Origin of the sequence: Nonomuraea sp. NPDC050547 (assembly GCF_044457345.1) — a bacterium.
Lineage (GTDB): Bacteria > Actinomycetota > Actinomycetes > Streptosporangiales > Streptosporangiaceae > Nonomuraea.
This window is the reverse complement of sequence record NZ_JBITGW010000009.1, coordinates 374,409-394,894: the sequence shown is the minus strand read 5'-3', so window position 1 is coordinate 394,894 and position 20,486 is coordinate 374,409. Positions and strand designations below refer to the sequence as shown.

The 20,486-nt window shown below is 70.9% G+C and carries 18 protein-coding genes; 11 read left to right on the top strand and 7 right to left on the bottom strand.

All coding sequences use genetic code 11. The features are described from left to right. Window positions 1-42: 42 nt before the first annotated feature. The gene (locus ACIBHY_RS24610) at window positions 43-1,461 is read left to right on the top strand and encodes a WGR domain-containing protein (RefSeq protein WP_397307780.1); all 1,419 of its coding nucleotides are present in this window, start codon (window positions 43-45) and stop codon (window positions 1,459-1,461) included. On the opposite strand, the gene ACIBHY_RS24605 is transcribed toward ACIBHY_RS24610, so the two are convergent. Beyond that, window positions 1,458-1,922: an Lrp/AsnC family transcriptional regulator gene (locus ACIBHY_RS24605; protein ID WP_379615140.1), complete on the bottom strand. Its 465-nt coding sequence runs from the start codon at window positions 1,920-1,922 to the stop codon at window positions 1,458-1,460. The two genes, ACIBHY_RS24610 and ACIBHY_RS24605, sit on opposite strands and share 4 nt — an antisense overlap. 121 nt (window positions 1,923-2,043) lie before the next feature. Between ACIBHY_RS24605 and ACIBHY_RS24600 the strand changes: the two genes are divergently transcribed. From ACIBHY_RS24600 to ACIBHY_RS24575, 6 genes are all read left to right on the top strand, one after another. Further along, window positions 2,044-5,262, top strand: coding sequence for an indolepyruvate ferredoxin oxidoreductase family protein (locus ACIBHY_RS24600; RefSeq protein ID WP_397307779.1), 3,219 nt, complete (start codon window positions 2,044-2,046; stop codon window positions 5,260-5,262). A 16-nt stretch (window positions 5,263-5,278) separates the two neighbouring features. Continuing rightward, window positions 5,279-6,412, top strand: a complete 1,134-nt coding sequence (locus ACIBHY_RS24595; RefSeq protein WP_397247972.1) for an acyl-CoA dehydrogenase family protein — start codon at window positions 5,279-5,281, stop codon at window positions 6,410-6,412. Window positions 6,413-6,546: 134 nt separating this feature from the next. Continuing rightward, the gene (locus ACIBHY_RS24590) at window positions 6,547-6,960 is read left to right on the top strand and encodes a hypothetical protein (RefSeq protein ID WP_397307778.1); all 414 of its coding nucleotides are present in this window, start codon (window positions 6,547-6,549) and stop codon (window positions 6,958-6,960) included. Window positions 6,961-6,994: 34 nt separating this feature from the next. Further along, window positions 6,995-8,131, top strand: coding sequence for a sensor histidine kinase (locus tag ACIBHY_RS24585; protein WP_397307777.1), 1,137 nt, complete (start codon window positions 6,995-6,997; stop codon window positions 8,129-8,131). Next, window positions 8,128-8,793 (top strand): response regulator, encoded by a 666-nt coding sequence (locus ACIBHY_RS24580; protein ID WP_397307776.1) that lies wholly within the window; start codon window positions 8,128-8,130, stop codon window positions 8,791-8,793. Before ACIBHY_RS24585 ends, ACIBHY_RS24580 begins: the two co-directional genes overlap by 4 nt. Before the next feature lie 354 nt (window positions 8,794-9,147). After that, the gene (locus ACIBHY_RS24575) at window positions 9,148-9,534 is read left to right on the top strand and encodes a hypothetical protein (protein ID WP_397307775.1); all 387 of its coding nucleotides are present in this window, start codon (window positions 9,148-9,150) and stop codon (window positions 9,532-9,534) included. On the opposite strand, the gene ACIBHY_RS24570 is transcribed toward ACIBHY_RS24575, so the two are convergent. After that, on the bottom strand, window positions 9,524-9,910 hold the full coding sequence (locus ACIBHY_RS24570) for an SgcJ/EcaC family oxidoreductase (protein WP_397247968.1): 387 nt from the start codon (window positions 9,908-9,910) through the stop codon (window positions 9,524-9,526). The two genes, ACIBHY_RS24575 and ACIBHY_RS24570, sit on opposite strands and share 11 nt — an antisense overlap. 84 nt (window positions 9,911-9,994) lie before the next feature. Between ACIBHY_RS24570 and ACIBHY_RS24565 the strand changes: the two genes are divergently transcribed. Next, a complete protein-coding gene (locus tag ACIBHY_RS24565; RefSeq protein WP_397307774.1) occupies window positions 9,995-10,228 on the top strand; it encodes a hypothetical protein in 234 nt (77 codons plus the stop codon). Between the two features lie 13 nt (window positions 10,229-10,241). Here ACIBHY_RS24565 and ACIBHY_RS24560 read toward each other — a convergent pair whose 3' ends face one another. The 3 genes from ACIBHY_RS24560 to ACIBHY_RS24550 all read right to left on the bottom strand — a co-directional run bounded on the left by ACIBHY_RS24560 (window position 10,242) and on the right by ACIBHY_RS24550 (window position 16,212). Beyond that, the gene (locus ACIBHY_RS24560) at window positions 10,242-13,538 is read right to left on the bottom strand and encodes a S8 family serine peptidase (RefSeq protein WP_397307773.1); all 3,297 of its coding nucleotides are present in this window, start codon (window positions 13,536-13,538) and stop codon (window positions 10,242-10,244) included. A 270-nt stretch (window positions 13,539-13,808) separates the two neighbouring features. After that, on the bottom strand, window positions 13,809-15,182 hold the full coding sequence (locus ACIBHY_RS24555; RefSeq protein ID WP_397247962.1) for a carbohydrate-binding protein: 1,374 nt from the start codon (window positions 15,180-15,182) through the stop codon (window positions 13,809-13,811). Window positions 15,183-15,375: 193 nt separating this feature from the next. Next, window positions 15,376-16,212, bottom strand: a complete 837-nt coding sequence (locus ACIBHY_RS24550; RefSeq protein ID WP_397247960.1) for an AraC family transcriptional regulator — start codon at window positions 16,210-16,212, stop codon at window positions 15,376-15,378. A gap of 35 nt (window positions 16,213-16,247) precedes the next feature. On the opposite strand from ACIBHY_RS24550, the gene ACIBHY_RS24545 reads away from it, so the two are divergent. After that, entirely contained in the window at window positions 16,248-16,652 is a 405-nt protein-coding gene (locus ACIBHY_RS24545) for a DUF2000 family protein (protein ID WP_397247958.1), read from the top strand. Here the strand turns inward: ACIBHY_RS24545 and ACIBHY_RS24540 are convergent. Continuing rightward, window positions 16,638-17,306, bottom strand: coding sequence for a response regulator (locus ACIBHY_RS24540; RefSeq protein WP_397307772.1), 669 nt, complete (start codon window positions 17,304-17,306; stop codon window positions 16,638-16,640). The genes ACIBHY_RS24545 and ACIBHY_RS24540 overlap by 15 nt on opposite strands. Next, complete coding sequence (locus ACIBHY_RS24535) at window positions 17,303-18,412, bottom strand: sensor histidine kinase (protein WP_397248034.1); 1,110 nt, start codon at window positions 18,410-18,412, stop codon at window positions 17,303-17,305. The genes ACIBHY_RS24540 and ACIBHY_RS24535 overlap by 4 nt, the downstream gene beginning before the upstream one ends. Window positions 18,413-18,534: 122 nt before the next feature. Here ACIBHY_RS24535 and ACIBHY_RS24530 point away from each other — a divergent pair, with 122 nt between their 5' ends. After that, the gene (locus ACIBHY_RS24530) at window positions 18,535-19,827 is read left to right on the top strand and encodes an alpha/beta hydrolase family protein (protein WP_397307771.1); all 1,293 of its coding nucleotides are present in this window, start codon (window positions 18,535-18,537) and stop codon (window positions 19,825-19,827) included. Between the two features lie 4 nt (window positions 19,828-19,831). Beyond that, entirely contained in the window at window positions 19,832-20,476 is a 645-nt protein-coding gene (locus ACIBHY_RS24525; protein WP_397307770.1) for an HAD family hydrolase, read from the top strand. The last annotated feature ends 10 nt before the right edge of the window (window positions 20,477-20,486 follow it).

Here is a 20,486-nt window from a genome sequence, read left to right as displayed (position 1 = left end):
CCGACAAATGGATCAAGTCCTGGCAAAACTGGAGAAGCGCACATGACCTATCTGGAGCTGTCTGAAGACGGCGGCGGAGCGCACAAGTACTACGAGGTGACCGTCGCGGGCACGCAGGTCACCATCACCTACGGGCGCATCGGCGAGTCAGGTCAGACCAAGGTCACCGCCTTCCCCAGCGAGGCCAAGGCCCAGGCCGCGGCGGCCAAGAAGATCGGGGAGAAGACCCGGAAGGGGTACGCCGCCGCCGTACGCGGAGTGCGTCAGCGCCGGGCCATCACGCGCAGGGCCATGGCCAGCACCCGCTCGACCGCCCAGCAGGCCCCGGTGCTGTGGCGGTTCGACAGCGGCGCGGCCGCGTTCGGGATCTTCGTGGACGGCGAGCGCTGCTGGGTCGGCAACCAGCGCGGCGACGTCTACACCGTCACCCACTCCGGCACCGTGACCGGCCGCTTCCGGCTGCCCGACGGCGTCAAGTGCATCGTGGCCGACGACTTCTGGATCTACGCCGGCTGCGACGACGGCCGCGTCTACGACCTGAGCGGCAAGGTGCCCAGGTCGGCCTACGAGATCGCCGCTGACGTGGACATCTACTGGCTGGACATCAACGACGGCGTGCTCGGCGTCTCCGACCGGGCGGGCCGGATCACCACGATCGACTACGAGGACGAGTTCCAGTGGGCCCGCTCCGGCAGCGGCGACTCGGCCTGGATGGTCAGGTGTGACGAGGACGCCGTCTACCACGGCCACTCCAACGGCGTCGCCCGCTACGACACCGCGGACGGCACGCTCGTCTGGGAGAACAAGGTGGCCGGCGACGTGCTGTTCGGCTGGCAGGAGGAGCACTCGGTCTACGCCGGTACGGCCCGCCGCACCGTCCACCGCCTGGCCAAGGGCGACGGCCGGGTGGAGGCGGTCTACCAGTGCGACGGCGCGGTCTACTCCTGCGCCACCTCGCCGGGCGGCCGCCATGTGTTCGCCGGTGACAACCACTCCTCCGTCTACTGCTTCGACGCCTCCGGCGAGCGGTTGTGGAAGCTCGCGACCGGGTGCGGTTCGGCGTTCTCGATGCAGTTCCTGGACGACCGCCTCTACATCGTGACCACGGACGGCTCGCTGGCCTGCATCGACGCCGGCGAGGCGGCCATCGCGGCGGCCCGCGCGGGCGACGTGCCGCAGCCGGTGGACGTGAAGGCGGCGGCGTCGCTGGAGGTGGTCGAGCCGTCGGCGGTGCTGGAGACCGTGCTGGAGACCGGGGCGGGCGACGGCGTCGTGGTGGAGTGCGTCCAGGAGGGCGAGCGGCTGCGGGTGCGGGTGGTCACTCCGGGCTACGAGTCGTGGAACGTGCAGTTCCCCAAGACGGTCCGCGAGGCGGGCGCCCGGTACATGGTCGACGGCGTGCGGTCGGCCGGCCGCGGCGGCTTCTACCGGGCCTACGGCGAGATCAGGCGGCTGCTCTAGCCGCCCCGGCGGGGGGTGCGCAGCGCGTCGCGGGTCCAGGAGCCGAGCACCATCAGGGTCTTGGTGCCCGTGACGTTGCCGGTTCTGCGCAGGCCGTCGATGATCTGCTGCAGGTGGTCGAGGTCGCGTACCCGCAGGTGGATGAGGGCGTCGGGGTCGCCGGCGATCGTGAAGACGGCCTGGATCTCGGGTACGGCGGTGGTCGAGCGGAGGATCTCGCTGACCGGGGTGGCGCCGGAGTAGCGGACCTCGGTGAAGGCCTCGATGCCCCAGCCGAGCTTGGCGTAGTCCACCTGCACGGTGAAGCCGGTGATCACGCCGGCCTCGCGCAGGCGGTCCACCCGCCGCTTGACGGCCGCGACGGACAGGCCCACCTCGGTGGCCATCTCGGAGAAGGTCCGGCGGCCGTCCTCGCGCAGCAGCCGTAGCAGCCGGTGGTCTATTTCGTCGATCTCGCTCACGCTCGCTCCTCACGCAAACCAAGCCACACGACGAGCCAGGCCTCGCAAACAATTTGCGTCTTTATCGCATTATGTCCTCTGATACTTGTGCAAGGACCACCAGGATTGCTCCACTTGGCGCATGGTGGCGTTGGAAGACAAGTACACGGCTCTCGACGGGCGCGTGCTGCTCTCGGGCATCCAGGCTCTGGTACGGCTCACGCTGGAACAGCGCCGCATCGACGAGGAGCGCGGGCTCGACACGCGCGTCTTCGTCTCCGGCTACCAGGGCTCGCCCTTGGGCGGTGTCGACCTGGAGATGGCCCGCGCCGCCAGGCACCTCGATCCTGCCGGCGTCGTGTTCAGGCCAGGGCTCAACGAAGAGCTCGCGGCCACGGCCGTCGCCGGCACCCAACTCCTCGGCCTGGCACCCGGGCGCAAGCACGACGGCATCACCGGTTTCTGGTACGGCAAGAACCCCGGCCTCGACCGTGCCGCCGACGCCATCCGGCACGCCAACATCGCCGGCACCGCGGCCAAGGGCGGCGCGGTCGCGTGGATCGGCGACGACCCGGGTTGCAAGTCCTCGACGGTGCCCAGTTCGTGCGAGCCGATGTGCCAGAGCATGTGCATGCCGCTGCTGGTGCCCGGCTCGGTCGCGGAGATCGTCGAGTTCGGGCTGCACGCGGTGGCGATGTCGCGGGCGAGCGGCCTCTGGGTCGGGCTGAAGATCGTCGCGGACGTGGCCGACGCCTCCGCCACCGTCGACCTGGACACGCTCCGCCCCGAGCTGCCCGCCCACGACCGCGCCGAGACCAAGCCGCCGACGCTGGTGGGACCCGCCGCGCTGGACGCCGAGTACGACCTGCTCACCCGCCGCCTCGACCTCGCCCGCGCCTATGCGCGCGCCGCGGGCGTCAACCGCGTGCTGTTCAGCGCGCGCCAGGCCAAACTGGGCATCGTCGCCTCCGGTACGGCTCTCGCCGCCGCCCAGCGCGCCCTGGCCGACGCCGGAGCGGACCTGGAGGAACTGGGCATCCGGCTGATCCGGATCGGCATGCCGTACCCGCTGGATCGCGACGACCTGCTCGGCATGCTCGACGGCCTGGAGGAGGTGCTGGTCGTCGAGGACAAGGTGCCGTTCCTGGAGGACCACCTCAAGGCGGTGCTTTACGGCAGTGCCCACGCGCCCAAGGTGCGCGGGCTGCTGCCGCTGCGCGGGACGGTCGGCGCGGCCGACGTGGCCAAGGCGCTTGGACTCGGATCGGGTAGGGGCGCCCGGAAGTCGCGGATGCTACCGGTGGTCGCCGCCCGCACGCCGTACTTCTGCTCGGGCTGCCCGCACAACCTCTCCACCCGCACCGACGACAGCACGCTGGTCGGCGTCGGCATCGGCTGCCACGCCATGATCGCGCTGGACGGCGACGGCCGCGGCACCCAGCTCGGACTGACCCAGATGGGCGGCGAGGGCGCGCAGTGGATCGGGCTGGCGCCGTTTACCGAGGACCGGCATTTCGTGCAGAACCTGGGAGACGGCACCTTCCACCACTCCGGCTCGCTGGCGATCAGGGCCGCGGTGGCCGCCGGAGTGTCCATGACGTACAAGCTGCTCTACAACGACGCGGTCGCCATGACCGGCGGCCAGCGCGCCGAGGGCCGGCTCGCCATCCCCGAGCTCACGCGGTGGCTGGCCATCGAGGGCGTGCGCCGCGTGGTGATCACGACCGCGGACCCCTCCTCCTATCGCGGAGTGCGGCTCGATCCGGTCGCGACGGTACGGCACCGCGACGACTTCGCCGACACCGAACGCGAGCTCGCCAAGGTGGACGGCGTCACCGTGCTCATCCACGACGACCGGTGCGCCGCAGAGGAACGCCGGCTGCGCAAGCGCGGCAAACTGCCCACCCCGGCCGAACTGGTCGTCATCAACGAGCGGGTCTGCGAAGGCTGCGGCGACTGCGGGGAGAAGTCCACATGCCTGTCTGTTCAGCCGGTGGAGACCGAGTTCGGGCGCAAGACCCGCATTCACCAGCCTTCGTGTAACTCCGACCTCACCTGCCTGAAGGGCGACTGCCCGTCGTTCCTGCTGGTCGAGCCGGGTCCGCGCAAGAGCAAGCCGCTCCCGCCGCCGCCCGCCGGCCTGCCCGAGCCCACGCCCCGCTTCACCGGCGCGGTCACGCTGCGCATGCCCGGCATCGGCGGCACCGGCGTCGTGACCGTCTCGCAGATCCTGCAGATGGCCGCGCACCTCGACGGCCTGCACGCCGCCGGTCTCGAGCAGACCGGGCTGGCGCAGAAGGGCGGCCCGGTCATCAGCGACGTACGCGTCTCGCCGGAGCCGATCACCGGCTCGGTCAAGGCCACGAAAGCGGATGTCCTCATCGGCTTCGACGTGCTCGGCGCCGCGGCGGAAGGCAACCTGGGCGTGCTCGCCAAGGACCACACCGTCGCGGTGATCAACACGGCGGTGGTGCCGACGGCCGAGATGGTCACCGGCCGGGCCGTGGTGCCCGGCGCGCAGACAGCGGTCGAACGCATCGACTCCGCGACCCGCTCCGAGGCCAACCTCTACCTCGACGCGCAGGCGCTGGCCGAGGAACTGTTCGGTGACCACATGCCGGCGAACATGCTGCTCGTCGGGGCCGCGTACCAGCACGGCTGCCTGCCGATCAGCGCCACGGCCATCGAGGGCGCGATCCGCATGAACGGCGCGGCCGTCGAGAAGAACCTCGCCGCCTTCGCCCACGGCCGGGCCGCCGCGCTCCAGCGGCCGAGCGAGGAGAAGACGCAGTCGTTCGCCGAGATCCTCGCGATCAGGACCGACGACCTCACCGGCTACCAGAACGCCGACTACGCCCGCACCTACTCCGACGACGTCCAGCAGATCGCCGAACTCGCCGACGACGACGATGTCGCCATCGCCTACGCCAAGGGCCTGTACAAACTCATGGCCTACAAGGACGAGTACGAGGTCGCCCGGCTCCACCTCGAGACCGAGTTCGCCCCCGAGGACAAGGTCGCGGTCATGCTCCACCCGCCGATCCTGCGCGCCCTGGGCATGAAGCGGAAGATCAAGCTGCGCCGTACCGCGAAGCCGGTGTTCCGCACATTGCGGGCCGCGCGCTTCCTGCGCGGCACCGCCCTCGACCCCTTCGGCTACGCTCACGTGCGCCGAGTGGAGCGCGAGCTCATCCACGAATACCGCACCCTGGTGCGTGAGGCCCTCTCAGCGGGTACGAGCGCAGAGGCGGTCGCCGAGATCGCCGCGCTGCCTGACATGATCCGCGGATACGAGGACATCAAGCTCGCCCGGGTCGCGGAATTCCGCGAGCGCGCCCGCACGGCCCTGGCCGGACTCTGAGATCGGAGACAGACACGTGGCCGTATCCCGCCTCCTCCCCAACCAGGACGCGCACGACCTGCTCGACCTCACGCGCACGCTGGCCGACAAGGAGCTCGCGACCCGCGTGGACGAACACGAACGGGCCGAGACCTACCCAACCGGCCTCTTCACGAAATTGGGGGAAGTCGGGCTGCTTGGGCTGGCCTATCCCGAGGAGCTGGGGGGTGGCGGCCAGCCGTACGAGGTCTATCTGCAGGTTCTGGAGGAGTTGGCGGCCCGCTGGGCCGCCGTGGCGGTCGCCGTCAGCGTCCACACGCTCGCCTGCTTCCCCCTGAAGCAGTACGGCACGCCGGAACAGATCGACCGGTGGCTGCCCGACATGCTGGCCGGACGCCAGATCGGCGGCTACAGCCTGTCCGAGCCCCAGGCCGGATCCGACGCCGGAGCCCTGACCTGCAAAGCCGAGAAGGTGGAGAACGGCTACCGAATCACCGGCACCAAAGCCTGGATCACCCACGGCGGCATAGCCGACTTCTACGCCCTGTTCGCCCGGACCGGCGAGGGCAACCGGGGCATCTCCTGCTTCCTGGCCCCCGGCGCCGTGGACGGCCTCACCTTCGGCCGCCCCGAGGAGAAGATGGGCCTGCACGCCATCCCCACCACCACGGCCCACTGGGACGGCGCCGTCCTGGAACCCGACCGCCTCCTCGGCACCGAAGGCCAGGGCCTGCAGATCGCCTTCAGCGCCCTGGACTCGGGCAGACTGGGCATCGCCGCATGCGCGACAGGCCTCGCCCAGGCGGCATTGGACGCGGCGGTGGCGTACGCGAAGGAACGCACCACCTTCGGCCGCAAAATCATCGACCACCAGGGGCTCGCCTTCGTCCTGGCCGACATGGCCGCCGCGGTGGACGCCGCCCGCGCCACCTACCTCGACGCCGCCCGCCGCCGCGACGCCGACCTCCCGTACAGCCGGCAGGCATCAGTGGCCAAACTGGTCGCCACGGACGCCGCCATGAAGGTGACGACGGACGCCGTACAGGTGTTCGGGGGCTACGGATACACCCGGGACTTCCCGGTCGAGCGCTACATGCGAGAAGCCAAGATCATGCAGATCTTCGAAGGCACCAACCAGATCCAGCGCCTGGTGATCTCCCGCAACCTCTGAGGTCTGCTTCGTCTGGTGTAGTGCGTACGGCGAACGGTGCACGGTCAGGTGACGTCCAACGGACGACGCGCTCCCGCCGCGGCCCGGCCTAGCGTTTCTCGTCGAGATGGCCGATGAGAAACGAAGGAGTCGCCATGAGCAAGACAGTGATCACTGCGATCGCCGGGCTGGGCTTGACGGCCGGGTTGCTGGGATCGGCGGGCGTACCGGCTGGTGCCCGGGTCGGTGAGACCGCCGCCACGATGGCCGCGCCGAAGCCGCCGAAGGGCGCCAGGGCGGTGGTTCGGGTCGGCCCCAACCCCACCACCAAGCGCGGGCAGGAGGTGACGATCACCGGTCACTGCGGCGGCGGCAAGGGGCTCAGGGCCGTGTTCGCCGGGATCGACAGGAAGCGGCCGGTGCTGGAGAACATCCGCATCATCGACGACAATCCCCAGGGATTCGTGGCGAAGGCGACCCTCCGCGCCACGATCGGTAACGGCGTCGGTCCCGTTTTCGTCGACTGTGGCGGCGAGGCGGGCGTGACTCTCCTGGTCACCCACGTCTGAGCCTTGGGATCACCCGTCGAGAAAGGGCCTCCCTGTGGCCGAAGCGCCCCCACGACGCGAACCTGTTCTTGTCCGGCACCTCGCCCGGATCGTCGACGTCGCGCTCGCCGTTCTCACCCTGGTCTTCTTCGTCACCGTGGCGCTCGCCACCGGGGTGCAGTCCCCCTGGCGGGCCGTGATTCCCCTCGGTCTGCTGCTCGGGGCGCTCCTGCTGGTCAGACGGCGCCGGCCGATGGCCGTGCTGCTGCTGTCGATCGGCGGGATCTTCGTCTATCGCCTCACCGGACATTGGTCTCCCGCAGGCTGGATCTGGCCGGCCGCGGTCGCCTACTTCACGGCCGCCGCCACTCCCCGAGTGCGCTGGGTGGCCGTCATCGGCCTGGCCCAGCTGCTCTACTCGGCGGCCGACATCCGCCACGTCCTGGACAGCAATCCGACCCGCTTCCTGTTCCACGTCGCGGGGGAAGGACTGCTCCTGGCGGTCCTCATCGCCGCGGGCCTCAGCTACGCCGCCGCGATGCGCTGGCGCGAGCGGCTGCGCGAGACCGACAGTCGCGCTCGCGCCGCGGAGGAGCGCCTGCGCGTCTCCCACGAGGTGCACGACATCATCGCGCACACGCTGGCCGTCGTCGGCGTTCAGCTCAACGTCGCCGCCGACACCCTCCAGGAGGACCCGGCCGCGGCCGCCGCCGCGCTACGTCTGGCCAAGGACGTCAGGAACCGGGCGATGACCGATCTTCGCTCTCTCCTCACGACCCTGCGCGACACCGCACCCCAACCCGATCTGGCCTCCCTGGGCACGCTCATCGCCGACGCTCGCGCCGCCGGGCTTGAGGTGACCCTCGACGAGCACGGCGACGCCGCGGCCGTACCCGCCGCACCAGCCGTTGCCCTTTACCGCGTCGTCCAGGAGTCGCTCGCCAACACGCTCAAGCACGCGCAGGCGAGCAAGGCCGAGGTGACGATCGGGTACCAGCCGCACTCGATCACCGTCGTGATCACCGACAACGGCCGCGGCGCCCTGGGCGGCGCCGAGGTCACCGAAGGCCATGGCCTGGCCGGCATGCGCGAACGGGTGAGCGCACTCGGGGGCGCGCTCACCGCGGGGCCGAACTCCGGCGGCGGCTTCGCCGTGCGGGCCGACATCCCTGTGGCAGGCTCGGCCGCATGACGATCAAGGTGCTCCTCGCCGACGACCAGGCCCTCGTGCGAGCCGGATTCCGCAGCCTGCTGGCTCGCTCCCGGGACATCATGGTCGTCGGCGAAGCCCAGGACGGCGACGAAGCAGTACGGCTGGCCGCGAGCACCCGTCCCGACGTGATCCTCATGGACATCCGCATGCCGGGCACCGACGGGATCACCGCCACGCGCCGCATCGTCACCAACCCGGCCACTCAGAGCTGCCGCGTCATCATCCTCACCACGTTCGACACCGACGAACACGTCTTCGCCGCCCTGCGCGCCGGAGCCAGCGGCTTCCTCACCAAAGAGGTCGAACCCGCCGACCTGCGCCGGGCGGTCGCCGCCGTCGCCGCCGGCGACGCGCTCCTGTCTCCGGGCGTGACCCGCCGCGTCATCGAGCAGTTCGCCCACCGGCACGACCTCACCCCCAGCGCGGGGGAACGGCTGGCCGCCCTCACCTCCCGCGAACGGGAAACGGTCGAACTTGTGGCGCTCGGCCTTTCCAACCACCAGATCGCCGAACGCCTCGTCATCAGCCCGCTCACCGCCAAGACCCACATCACCAGGGCCATCACCAAGCTGAACGTGCGTGACCGGGTCCAGCTGGTCATCCTGGCCTACGAGAGCGGCCTGATCCGGCCCGGCGGATGACACCCGGACCAAAGGGCGGGGTCTTGGGGTGGGCGGGGTTGAGGTGCCGGTCGGGCTCGACCGGGAGAGCCGTCCGCATCGAAACGTCTTCTTCGGCTTCGTGAGGGCTTGGCGAGCCGGTGGACGCCTACGCGGGTTCCGGGGTCGAGGGTGTTCGGAAGCCTGACAGGCGCGTTGTTCGCGATCGTCGCCGAGTGGTGCGGGGTGATGGCGGGCGTGGCGCGGATCATGGGGTTCTTCTCGCTTGTGTCGGTGAAACGTCGGTGAGATGGGGCGGCAAGGTCGGGGCGGCAGCCTTGGGCGCAGGCGGCAGCGCATGGAGGCGGTGCCCAACCGGTCCAGGGAGATAGGCGTATGTCCAGGCTGTTGAAGGGTGCCGTGGCGTTGCACTGGGTGCAGGTCGTCTTCTTCGCGATCGCCGCCCTGGCGTTTCTCGGAGAGCAACTGGGTGGTACGCCCTCACTCACCGGCTGGTTGACCGGCCTGTTCTATCTCGGGCTGCTCGGGTTCACGATCGTCATCGCCGTCCGTGTCCATCGGGGAAAGAGCCGCCGGGGCGCGATCCTGCTTCAGGGGACCATGGCGGTGATCTTCGGGATCTCGACGGTGTACGTGCTGATCTCGGCCATCGACGGGACGGAGGCGGTGACGACGGTGCTCGCCCTGGCCGCCGTCACCGCGGTGCCGCTGGCCGCCTTCATCCTGCTCAACATGCAGAACGACCGCGAGACTAAGGCTTGAGGATCGGGGTGGTCTGGGCGGAGGCGATCTGCCACCTCCCGTCGTTCTCCACGAGCACGTAGGTCAGCCAGCCCTCGGTCGCGTGCAGCGGGTCGTCGCCGCCGTCCCGCTCGTCGGAGACCCGCTTGAGCACACCGACGATCGCCACGTCGGGACGTACGAACCGGATGTCGGCCACCTCCGCACTCGTCACCACCTTGGCCAGCGGTGTCGCCAACGCGGCCCTCATGGCCTTCTCGACGGCGTCCTTGCCCACCACGCGGCGTCCGCCGAAGTTCACGAGGCTCGTGTTGTCGGCGTGCAGGGCCAGGAACGGCTCGGGGTCGTTCTGGTGGCGGGAGGCGTCGGCCACCAGCTGACGGATCGCGTCTTCCATCACAAACATCCTCTCAAATCGGAGCGCTTCGCTCCGATAAGAACTCTAAAGCGGAGCGAAGCGCTCCGCAAGTAGCGTGGGGAGATGGCCAAGGTCGCGTACGTCGTGGGGATCGACTGCTCTCCGGCGGAGTTCCGGGTGGTCGTCGCCGAGGTTCCCGGGCTGAGGGTGCTCAGGGAGCTCCGTCCCGGCCAGGTCGTCGTGGTGGCCGACGGGCCGAAGGTGGCGGTGGGCGCGCTGCCGGGGGTGGTGTGGGTCCGCGAGGACAAGCCCCGGCACATGGATGAGGGGCCCGGCGCACGGCCGGGCCCCTCCTAGCGAATCAGGCGGATTACTGGACGGTTATCTTGTCCACCTCCACGGTGATGCCCTTCACCTGCGGGGTCGAGGTGGCCGTGGTGACCGAGCCGACTCCCTTGACCACGCCCTTCACCTTCATGGTGTAGGTGAGGGTCCCGCCGGGCGCGCCGGGCGTGCTGGTGACGCGGAGGTCGATGGTGGGCGGACCGGTGATCTGGCCGCCGGCCGTACCCTCGTCGTTCTCCGCGCCGACCGTCAGGCCGAAGCCGGCCGGCGGGTCACCGGGCAGGTTGGCCGGGTCGAAGGTGAAGCTGATGTCCTCGGTGCCGTTGACGCCGATCCACTGCTGGAAGACCTTCTGCGCCGTGGTGCCGAAGAGGTTGACCCGCCATTCGAGCACGAGCCACGTGCTGACGCCGTCGGTGAGGGTCGCGGCGTAGATGCCCGGGGCGCCGGTGCCGTCGAGGTCGGTCCAGTACGGGGCCAGGACGTTGTTCGGACGGGCCGGATCGGGCAGGGTCTGCGGCGTGAAGGAGATGTCCTCGCTGCCGTTCGTGCCACCGGCCACGCTGTAGCCGTTGGAGACGATGCCGATGCGGTTGTACGTCTTGCCCGCGTAGACGTACGGCGGGACGGTGAAGTTGAGCGCCTGCTCGTCACCGATGGGGACGGGTGTGATGCCGAAGTCGGACAACGGCAGGTAACCCGCCGGGCTGGTGCCGGGGGCGATGCCGGGCCTGTCGGGCTGACGGGCGGCCAGGGTCTGCTTGGTGGTGGCGATCTGGCTGCCCACCTTGGTGGCGCCGGTGACCGAGTTGAGGCGCAGCTTGCCGTCGAGCGTGCTGAGCGCGGTGACCTCGGCGTCCTTCAGGGTGTTGTTCTGGACGGAGACCGTGCAGACCGACTCGCCGGTGTCGCGCGGGATGGCGGCCGGGGCGCAGGTCTGGTCGATCGGGACGGCGCCTTCCTTGCGGAAGAACGCGACCGGCAGGTGCAGGTTGCGCGAGCCGCCGACCTGCTTGAGGTTGACCTGGCCGAAGTACTGGCCGTCGGGCAGTTCCGGCGCGGCGATCACGACTTCGATCTTGGCGCTCTTGCCCGGCTTGACCACCACGAGCGGCGGCAGGACGGCGATGTGCGCGCCGTTCACGGTCGTGCCGGTGGCGGTGAAGGTGAGCGTCTTGTTGGTGACGTTGGTGAGCGTGCGCTTGGCGGTGATGACACCGGGCATGGTGGGCGCGTTCACCGACGGCAGGTTGAGGTCGATGCGGTTGAGGGTGTCGGTCTCGGCGGCCACGAAGTTGGCGGCGCTCTCGTCCATGGTCAGACCGGGGTCGCCGGCCTTGGTGAGGTCGATGCGCCCGCCGCCGGTGTCGAACGGGTCGGCCGGGGTGGTCCGGTCCTGCTTGGTGACCTTGGTGGTCGCGGTGCTCTCCAGCGCCGACTTGACCTGGCCGGGCGTCCAGCCGGGGTTGAGGGCGAAGACGAGCGCGGCGGAGCCGGCCACGTGCGGCGAGGACATCGAGGTGCCGGCGATGCTCTGGTACAGGTTGCCGGGCGGGCCTTCGAGCGGGCTCTCCGGCGTCGGCGTCGTTCCGGCGAGGATGTGCAGGCCGGGCGCGGTGACGTCGGGCTTGAGGAAGTCGCCGCCGGGGCCGCGCGAGGAGAACGTGGTGATGGCGTCGCCCTGCCACGTGGTCTTCGTGCCCTGCGCGAACGTTGCGGTGGTGCCGGGGTTGGCCGCGAGGAACGCCAGCAGCGCGTCACCGTCGGGCTTGTCCAGGTGGACGGTCGGCAGCCAGTGGTTGTCGGTCATGATGTCGAGCGGCGTGGAGTTGTAGAGCAGCATGCCCGCGGCGCCGCCCTGCCGGACGTTGAAGCCCTTGAGCACGCGGTTCGGCCCGCGCTCACACGCGACGATCTTCCCGGTGAACAGTCCGGCCGGGGCCGGAGTGGTGCACAGCGCGTTCGAGTACGGCGGCGCCGAGGCGAGCACCACCTGCGCCGGAGTGGCGACACCAGCGGTGACCGTGGACCCGGAGACCGTGGCGGTGTTGGTGCCGGAACCCTTGAGCGTGACCGTGGAGCGGAACGTCCGGGTCTGCGTGGAGGCGGCGACGGTGGTCACCCACGGGCTGACGTGGTTGACGGTGGCGGCGCCGGGTCCGTCGTTGCCGGCCGAGGCCGACACCAGCACACCGGCGGCGTACGCGTCGAGGAAGGCCAGCTCGACCGGGTCGCTGTAGGGGTCGGTGCCACCGGAGATCGAGAAGTTGATCACCCGGACGCCGTCGAGGATGGCCCGGCCGACGGCCTGCGCGGAGTCGGAGGGGAAGCAGCCCTCGGCGCCGCAGACCTTGTAGACCGACACCTGCGCGGCGGGCGCGATCCCGTGGATGGGGCCGCGGCTGATGCCGAGCGGGTTGGCGTCGGCGACGGGACCGCCGGCGGAGGTGGTGGCGGTGTGGGTGCCGTGGCCGTTGGAGTCACGCGCGGAGTCCCCGTACACCTCGCCGCCGATGACGGCGTTGTAGGTGTCCAGGAACGGCCCGCCGCCGATCAGCTTGTTGTTGCAGGCGAACACGTCGGGAGCCGGCGTGAGCGGGTTGTCGCCGAAGTCGCAGATGCGCGGCGTGCCGTCCTTGGTGGGGCCGGGCGCCGGCAGGGTGCCGGGGTCGGCGAAGGACGGGTGCTCCGGCCAGGCGCCGGAGTCGAGGATGCCGACGTTGACGCCCTTGCCGGAGCTGGGCGCGCCGCCGAGCTTGTTGTAGATGGCGGGGGCGCCGATGAAGGCGGGGCTGGAGTCGGTGAGCAGTTGCTCGGGCGCGTCGGACTGGACCGCGGCGACGCCGGGCAGCTTGACCAGGTTCTTGGCCTGGTTGGCGGGCAGGCGCAGGGCGATGCCGCCGTACACGACCCGCAGCTTTTGTCCTGCCTTGGCGGCGGGGACGGTCTTGCCGAGGGCGGCGAGGAAGTCGTTCTCGATCTTCGTGATGTGCGTCTCGTACTTCTTGGCATCGGTGCTGCCCACATCGAGCGACTTGCCGGTGACCGACGGGCTGGTGCCGGGCAGGCCCTTGAGCCCGCCCCGGTACGCCGCGAGCGCGTCGTAGTCGAGCTTGACCATCACGTTCACTTCACCGGCGCTGGTGGCGCTGAGCAGCGCGGCGTCGTTCTTGGCGAGCTTGCCGGTGGCGGACTTGTCGCCGTCGACGAGCTGGCCGCCGGTGAGCGGCGTGACGCGCCACTTGTCCACCGGGGTGGGTGTCGGGCCCGCGATGGCGGGCGGCGCCGCGGTGAGGACGAGTGCGAGGGCGGCGGTGCCCACGGCTAAGCGTCCGGCGACGGATAAACGGGGATTGCTCGGCACTGAGAAACCTCCCTGAAGGGCTGCGTGAGTACCCGCCGGGAGGTGTGTCACCTCGACGCCCCGCCCCGCGGGTGACATGCCAAATGCGGAGCCTAATTCGCAGGTGGGATATGGCCTAGATGGGGAAGTTGCCAGCCCTGACGGGGTGAGCATGGCAACTGTCACCCTGGCCAAACAATGATCGAGCGCCCCCAGGAGCCGCCGCTCCGGGGGCGCTCGCCTACCGGACTAGATCCGCTGCCAGAGGGCAGGGACGGCCGGCGGTGTCCAGCCAGGCTGGGAGGTGTGGGACTGCAGGCAGCGGTAGGAGGCGCCGTCATAGGTGACGGTGGCGCCCGCCGCGTACGCGGTCCACGGTGCCCACGTCCCGCCGGGGGGTGTCCCGGTGGGGGTCGAGGTCGGGGTGGAGGTGGGAGTTCCGGTGCCGCCGGGCAGCGTGAGCCCGTACGTCTGCAGGATCTCGTTCACCGGCTGGTGGAAGGTCGTTCCGCCGCTGGAGCAGTTGCCGGAGCCACCGGAGGTGACGCCCTGCGCCTGGTTGCCGGAGAAGAAGGAGCCGCCGGAGTCGCCGGGCTCGGCGCAGACCGAGGTGCGGGTGACGCCGGTGATCGTGCCCTGCGGGTAGGTGACGCTGGTGTTGTGCGCGCCGATCGTCCCGCAGTGGTACTGGGTGGTCGAGCCGGAGCGGCAGATCGAGGCGCCGACCGCGGCCTGCGTCGATCCGGTGATGGTGATGTTGCCCTGGCTGTAGCCGTTGACCCGGTTGGTGGGCGTCCACTGGCTGTTGACCTCGACCCAGGCGTAGTCGTTGCCCGGGAAGGAGGAGCCGCGGAAGGTGCCCTGCGCGACGCGGTTGAAGCCGGTCGTGGTGGCGCCGGTGTTGCCGCAGTGGCCGGCGGTGACGAAGCCGCCCTGGCTGCCCGGCCGGTTCACGGCGAAGCCCACCGAGCAGCGGCTGCCGCTGCCGATGTAGTAGGCGTCGCCGCCGCGTACGTCGTAGAAGGGCCTGGGCTGCTCTTCCGACTTCTGCAGCTGGACCAGCGCGGCGTTGACGCCGCTCGACTCGACGAACTTCTGCGCGGCGACGAGGTCCTTGGCCTGGAGCACGACCTTGTTGGCGGTGATGTCGGCGTACCAGACGTGCACGCCGGCGGGCATGCGGCGGGCCAGCTTGTCGAAGCGGGCGGTGACGGCCTTCAGATCGTTGACCGAGTGGGACACCAGCACCGGTTTGGCGCCCAGCTCGGTGATCTGCGAGAAGCCGGCGGACTGGGTGGTGGCCAGGACCAGTTCGGCGGTCGGCCCGGTCACCCAGAGACCGCCGAAGTTCGTGCCCAGCCGGGCGGAGTAGTCCGCTTCCACCTGGGCGGCGGCGGCTTCGTTGACCAGCCGCGCGAGCGCCTGGTCAGCGGTCAGACCGAGGTCGCGCTGGAGCGCGGCGACGACCTTGGGGTCGGGGTTGGCGACGACGGCGGCCTGTTCGCGCGCCTGTGCGTAGGGGTTGGGGGGTTCGCCGGCGGAGGCGGCGAAGGCCACCACCGGGACGACTGCCAGGGTGAGGGCGAGCGCGACGCTCATCCCCACGACGTGCCTGCGGAGCATGGGGTTTCTCTCCTCGAATTGGGGGGCGCGCCGTCAACGTAAGTGGGAAAGCCGCCTTTCCGGGCATATCAACCTGTTAGGAACGGCGCGTTATGGCAGCACGGGAGAATCAGCGTTTCCGCAGGTGAAGCGCATGATTGAAGATCCGGTGAACGCGGGTGGCCGGACCATAACATCTGGTCCCAGCATCACGTTATGCCAGAGTGCTTGACAGCTGGTACGCGCCCGGGGTCAGCCCGTAGACGCGGGTGAACCACCTGGTCAGGTGGCTCTGGTCAGAGAAGCCGGCCGCGGCCGCGGCGTCGCTGATGGGCAGGCCGCCGGCGATCAGGCGGCGGGCCTCGCGCAGGCGAAGCTGGCGCTGGTAGTCGCTGGGCGGCATGCCGTACTTGGCGTGGAAGGCCCGGTAGACGGCGAACCGGCTGCGGCCGGCGGCCCCGGCCAGGTCGTCGGCGGTCAGGTCGTCGAGGAACGCCTCGTGCAGGCGGTCGCGGACGAGCGTGGCGACCTGGTCGTCGGCTCCCGCGGCGATGAGGCGGGGAGGGGTGGTGGCGGCCCGCCGTACCAGGGAGGCGAGCGTGACGGCGAGCAGTTCGTCGCGGCGCAGGGCGCTCGCGCGGTCGTCGAGCAGTGCGGTGTGCAGACGGCGCAGCGCGCCCGCGAGCACGGGGTCGGCGACCACCGGCGCCGCGAACAGCGGCAGGCCCGCGCGGTCCCCGGCGAGGTCGGCGAGGGCGCCTTCGACCAGGCTCGGCCCGATGTGCACCATGCGGTAGGTGAAGCCCAGTTCCGTGGTGGAGTGCCCGTCGTGGGGCTCGTCGGGGTTGAAGGCCATGATCATGCCGGCGGCGCTGGTGTGGGCGGCGCCGCGGCAGCTGAAGGACTGCGCGCCGTCCTCGGTCACGCCGAAGGAGTAGCTGTCGTGGCTGTGGCGGTGGTAGACGTGCTCGACGAAGTGCGCGTGCATCGCCTCCAGCGGGCGATCGGGCGCACGCCAGTAGCTCGACCAGTCCTGCGCACGAGCCTTCAAGACGTCTCCGGTACGGCGGGGCCATGCTCACGAGCATGCGTTTCGATACAAAGATAGCCATCGTGGTCCGCCCCGACCTGGCCACCTGGCAGAAGCTCAACGTGACCGCGTTCCTGGCGGGGGCGGTCGCCGGCGCGTACCCGGAGACGATCGGCGAGCCCTACGCCGACGCCTCGGACAACGGCTATCTGGCCCTGTTCCGGCAGCCGGTGCTCGTCTACGCCGCCGACGACCTGCGGCCGGTCAGGGAGAAGGCCGTGGCCAAGGGTGTGGGGACGGCCGTGTTCATCGAGGAGATGTTCAAGACCGGGCACGACGCGGACAACCGGGCGGCGGTCCGCGCCGTCGCGGCCGACGACCTGGCGCTGGTCGGGCTGGCCGTCTACGGTCCGCGCAACCTGGTGGACAAGCTGCTCAAGGGCCTGTCACTGCACCCCTGACGTGCCGGGGCGCAGCAGGCCGCTCTCGTAGGCGGCGATGACGGCCTGGACCCGGTCGCGCAGGCCGAGCTTGCTCAGCACGTTGCTGACGTGCGTCTTCACGGTGTGCTCGCTGACCACGAGCGTGGCGGCGATCTCGGCGTTGGACAGGCCGCGGCCGAGCAGGGTGAGCGTCTCGCGTTCGCGGTCGGTGAGCGGGTCGAGCGAGCGCGGCGGCGGGCCGGGGCGGGCGTTGCGCCGGACCATGTCGTCGATGAGGCGGCGGGTGACGGCGGGCGCGAGCAGGGCCTCGCCGCTGGCGGCCACGCGTACGGCGTGGACCAGGTCGTCCCTGCGCACGTCCTTCAGCAGGAAGCCGCTCGCGCCGGCCTGGAGGGCGTCGTAGACGTAGTCGTCCTGGTCGAAGGTGGTGAGCATGATGACCTTGGCCGGCGTCTGCGCGCAGATGATCCGGGCGGCCTCGATGCCGTCGAGTTCGGGCATGCGGATGTCGAGGAGGGCCACGTCGGGGGCGTGCGCGCGGACGGCCTCGACGGCCTCGCGTCCGTTGGCCGCCTCCGCCACCACGGACATGTCGGGCTGGGAGTCCACGATGAGCGCGAACCCGCTCCTGACGAGTTCCTGGTCGTCCGCGACGACGACGGTGATGGTCACTGCTGGTCTCCGATCGGCAAGTTCACGACAACCTCAAATCCCGAAATATCCGGCGTCACGGCCACCGCGCCGCCGTACGCGGCGGCCCGCTCGCGCATGCCCATCAGCCCGTGGCCGCCGCCCTTCCCCGGCGACGAACCGCGGCCATCGTCGGCGACCGTGATCAGCAGCTCGTCGTCCTTCCAGTCGAGCCGGACCACGCCGCTGGTGGCCTGCGCGTGTTTGACCATGTTCGTCAGCGCCTCCTGCACGATCCGGTAGACGGCCACCTCGGCGTCGGCCGGGAGCGGGGACGGGGTGCCCGTGACGGCCAGCCGTACCGTGGGGCCGGCTTCCGAGACCCGCGCGACCAGGCCGGCCAGGCCGGCGAGCGTGGGCTGCGGGGCGCGCGGCCCTTCCTCCTCCTTCAGGAGGTTGAGCATCCGCCGCAACTGCGCCTGCGCGTCGCGCCCGGCCGCGCCGATCGCCTCGAAGGCCTTCTCCGCGCGTTCGGGAGCGGCCCGTACGGCGAGCGGCCCCGCCTCCGCCTGCACGATCATGATGCTGATCCCGTGGGCCAGGATGTCGTGCATGTCGCGGGCGATCCTGGCCCGTTCCCGTTCGACGGCCCGCTCCTCCAGTAGCGCCGCGCGCTCGCGGTAGTGCACCGTGGCCCGGCCCAGCGCGTAGGCGCCCAGCGCGCTGAGCACGCCGCGGATGAAGGTCACCGGCGAGACGCCGATGGCCGGCGCGATGCTGAGCAGGATCGCCAGCGAACGTTTCCAGCGGGGTGACAGCGCGGCGACGGTGTAGAGCGCGACCAGCCAGCCGTACCAGATGGGCTGGGCCGGCAGGTCGGGGTCGCGCAGGGAGTAGATGGCGGCGGAGGCGACGCACAGGGTCAGCACGGTCAGCGGGTACCGGCGGCGCACCAGCAACGGCACCACCCCGAGCAGGACCGGCCAGTACTCGACCATGCTCCACGGCTCCGGGCCGAGCTTCCGCGTGGTGTAGAAGAAGGGCACGCTCTGCCCGACCAGCACCAGCAGGGCGATGGCGAAGTCGACGACGAGGGGCGGCAGCCCGCGTAGCCAGGCGGCGGCCCGCCGCTCCCAGCTACGGAACATTTCGGACACAAGGCCTCAGTATCCCCTTGTGGACGGGCGCCGAAATCCCCCGCGCGACCGAGGACGGAGATCGCCCGCACCGGCGATGCCCTCAAAGCCCGATTTTTCGAGACTTGGACTTCATGAAACTCGTCGCCACGGCGCTGCTGACCCTGTTCCTGCACACTCCGGCCGCGCAGGCGGAGGTGAAGACCACCGACATCACCTTCACCACACGGGACGGCCAGAAGCTCGGCGGCCGCATCTTCGAGCCCGCCGGAACCGCGGGCAAGCGGCCGGGGCTGGTGCTCGTGCACGGCTCCGGCGGCGGCAACAGCTGGCGCGACCTGGAGACGGAGGCGGACGCGTTCGCCCGCCAGGGCCTGGTGGTCCTGGCACCCGACAAGCGCGCGGCGGGCTACAGCTCGACCCGCCGCGACTACCACGAGCTGGCCGGCGACGCCCTCGCCGCCTTCGCGGCGCTGAAGCGGCACCCCTCGGTCGGCCGGGCCGGGCTGTGGGGCGTCAGCGAGGGCGGCTGGGTCGCGCCGATCGCCGCCAACCGGAGCACGTCCGTGGAGTTCCTGGTCACCGTGGGCGGCCCCGGGCTCAGCCCGCTGCGCACCCAGTCGTGGAACGCGGCCGGCAAGCTCGACCGCGCCGGGATCCAGGGCTCGCTGCGCAGCGCGTACGCCCGGACCTTCCACCGCCTGGCCGCCGACGCCGGGCTGTTCGCCTCTGCCTATCACGACCCGGCCCCCGAGCTGCGCCGGATCAAGCAGCCCGTGCTGGCGTTGTGGGGCGCCGACGACAACCAGGTGCCGCCCGCCGAGAGCGCGGAACGTTTCCAGGCGAACATCCCCTCCGGGCTCACCGTCAGGTTCTTCGCCGGGGCCGGCCACTCCCTGCACCAGAGCTCGGGCGCGCTCACCCCCGGCTACGCCGACGCCGTGGGCTCCTGGGTGCGCGAGGTCGCCGCGGGCAGGGTCCCGGCGGCCGTCACCGAGCCGCTGCCCGCCCAGCCGCGCAGCGTGGACACGCCGCCCTCGGCCTGGTGGGAGTCGTGGCAGCCGCAGATCGGGACCATGGCCCTGCTGTCGCTGGCGTTCCTCGCCTCCACCGTCCGGCGGCTCGGCCCCGGCAACTGGCCCGCCCGCCTGGTCGCCGTCTCCGGGTCGCTGTCGCTGGTGGCGTTCGCGTACACGCTGGTCTCGCTGCCGCTGTCCTCGACCTCGCGCGGCGTGCAGGCCGGGCCGCTGCTCATGGGCCGCCCGCTGACCTGGCTCGCCGCGCAGCTGCTCGCCGCCGTTGCCGCGGTGGCCGCGCTCACCTGCCTCACGCAGTGGCGCGCCTCCTCCTTCCGCGTACGGCTGGCCGCCGTCGCCGGCCTCGTCTTCATCCCGTGGGGGGTGTACTGGGGCCTGCTCGTACCCTGAGGTGGTGGAAGCCTGTGTATTCGACCTTGATGGCGTGCTCGTCGACTCCGAACCCGTCTGGGAGGAGGTACGGCGCGCCTTCGTCGCCGAGCACGGCGGCGTCTGGCAACCCGACACCCAGTCCAGGCTGATGGGCATGAGCACCGGCGAATGGGCCGCCTACCTGCACGAACTCGGTGTACGGCGCCCGCCCGACGAGATCGCCCGCGGCGTGGTCGATCGTATGAAGGCCCGCTACCACGACAGGGGCGTCCCCCTGCTGCCCGGCGCCGTCGAGGCGGTGGCGCGGATGGCCGCGGCCGTGCCGCTGGGCCTGGCCAGTTCCTCGCCCCGCGCGCTGATCGACACCGTGCTGGCGGAGACCGGGCTCGGCGCGCACTTCGCGGCGACCGTCTCCACCGAGGAGGTCGAGCGCGGCAAGCCCGCCCCCGACGGCTACCTGGCCGCCGCCCGCGACCTGGGCGTGGCGCCCGAGCGGTGCGTGGCCGTGGAGGACTCCAGCAACGGCCTGCGCTCGGCGCACGCCGCCGGCATGCGGGTGCTCGCCATCCCGCACCCGGTCTACCCGCCCGCCGCCGACGCGCTGGCGCTGGCCTGGAAGGTGCTGCCGGACCTGGAAGCCCTGACGCCGGCCGCGGTGACGTCTTGACGCCCGCGGC